The sequence below is a fragment of the Promineifilum sp. (SeqCode) genome, from assembly GCF_041918635.1.
Taxonomy (GTDB): Bacteria; Chloroflexota; Anaerolineae; order Promineifilales; family Promineifilaceae; genus Promineifilum.
The window spans coordinates 1-1,748 of record NZ_JAYRVJ010000367.1; the positions used below are offsets into that span (position 1 = coordinate 1).

The 1,748-nt window shown below is 71.7% G+C and carries 1 protein-coding gene and 1 pseudogene; one reads left to right on the forward strand and one right to left on the reverse strand.

Features of this window, described 5'->3' with window-relative positions:
* Positions 1-1,198: pseudogene (locus tag ACE3UY_RS11550) on the forward strand (hypothetical protein); the annotation flags it as partial.
* Between the two features lie 115 nt (positions 1,199-1,313).
* On the opposite strand, the gene ACE3UY_RS11555 reads toward ACE3UY_RS11550, so the two are convergent.
* Positions 1,314-1,748: hypothetical protein (locus tag ACE3UY_RS11555; RefSeq protein ID WP_374687676.1), on the reverse strand; the 435-nt coding region annotated here is incomplete at its 5' end.

Sequence of the window (1,748 nt, forward strand, 5' to 3'; positions counted from 1 at the left end):
CGCGGCCTGGGTGGGCCAAGGCGCGGCGGCCAACACGGCCGTAGCCGTCGCCCTCTGCTGGCGGGCGGCTGAACTGCCCCCGGCCGATCTGGCCGTCTCGCTCGTCCTGCGCGATCCCCTGACCGGCGAGCGCGTGGCCCAAACTGACGCGCTACTGCTCGACCACGCCGGAGCGCCGGCGAGCGCGTGGCCGGCCGGCGCGACCATCGTCACCTACCACGTACTGCCCTTGCCGCCGGGCACACCACCGGTAGCGGCAGAGCTATCGGCCGGCGTCTACGCGGGCGAGGCGGGCGGCGGCGCATTGGAAGCGGTGGGCGCGACGGGTACGGCGCTGGGGCAGTTCGCCCCGCTGGGGGAAGTGACCCTGTCGCCGCCGGTGGGGCTGTCGGAGTCGGCCTACGGGCTGGCCGCGCCGCCACTCTGGGACGCGCCGGTCAGCGCCGCCGCGGGTCTGGAGTTGCTGGGAGCGCGCTTCAGCCCCGGCCCCTACCGCCCCGGCCAGACGGTGCGCGTCGGGCTGACGTGGCGGGCAACGGCTGGCGAGTTGCCCGACCTGCGGCCGGCGCTGGCGCTGGAGCAGGACGGCGCGGTCGTGGTCGAGAGCGGCGGCGCGCCGGTCCAGGGGCGCTATCCGACTGACCAGTGGGCGGCGGGCCAGATGCTGTCGGAGTTCCGCGACGTGCGCGTCCCGGCCGGGGTCAGCGGCCCGGCGACGCTGGCCATCCTCGTCGATGGGCGGCGCATCCCATTGGGTGAGGTCACGGTAGAGGGCGCGGCGGTGCAGTTCGAGTCGCCGTCGGTGGCCGTCCCCCTCGATGCGCAATTCGGCGACAGCATCCGCCTCATCGGCTACGACCCGCCGGCCGAGATTCGCGCGCCGGCGGAAGTGTCGCTGACCCTTTATTGGGAAGCGCTCGCCGGCGACATCCCCACCGGCTACACTGTCTTCGTCCACCTGCTGGCCGAGGATGGGCGGCTGGTGGCCCAGCACGACGCGCCGCCGGCCAATGGGGCGCGGCCGACCTACGACTGGCTGGCCGGCGAGTTCGTCACCGATCCGCACACGCTCGTCTGGCGCGAACCGGACTACACCGGCCCGACGCGGCTGGTCGCCGGCCTCTACAACCCGGCGACGGGCGAGCGGCTACTCACGCCCGACGGCCGGGACGCTGTGGAGTTAGGGAGTAGGGACTAGGGGCTAGGGAATAGACTCCGCCCTTCGGAGTCCGCATTCTCAGACACGGACGGCTGTAGACCAGGCGCTAGCACCCAGGAAAGAGCGCTCTTCCCTAGCCCCTGGAACCTAGCCCCTACTGATAGCGCACGCTAAACGTCAGATTCGTCTCCAGCGTCGTCTCGAAGGTGATGTGGTTGCCCTCGATGAGCGTGGGGGCGGGCGTGGCCGAAAGCAGCGTCGCGCCGTCCGGCAAGACCACGGCCAGGCGCAACGGTTCGGGGCGAAGACCCGGCTGCTTGAAGACGGTCAGCCGGTAGAGCGCCCCATCATCGACCGGCTCGGTCACCCCAGCCGGCAGCCGGTAGCGGAAGCTGGCCGTCATCTCGCCCGCCCGCGGCACCAGCAGGAAGTTAGCGAACGTGGTCAGCCCCGGCTGCTCGCGCATGGTCTGGGCTGCGCCGTCCCAGGTGCGACCACTGAAAAGCGTCTCGCCCGGCACGACGTGGCGGCTGCTGTCGATCAGTTCGCTGCCGCCCGGCGCATAGACCCGCAGGAAATTCCAGTAACA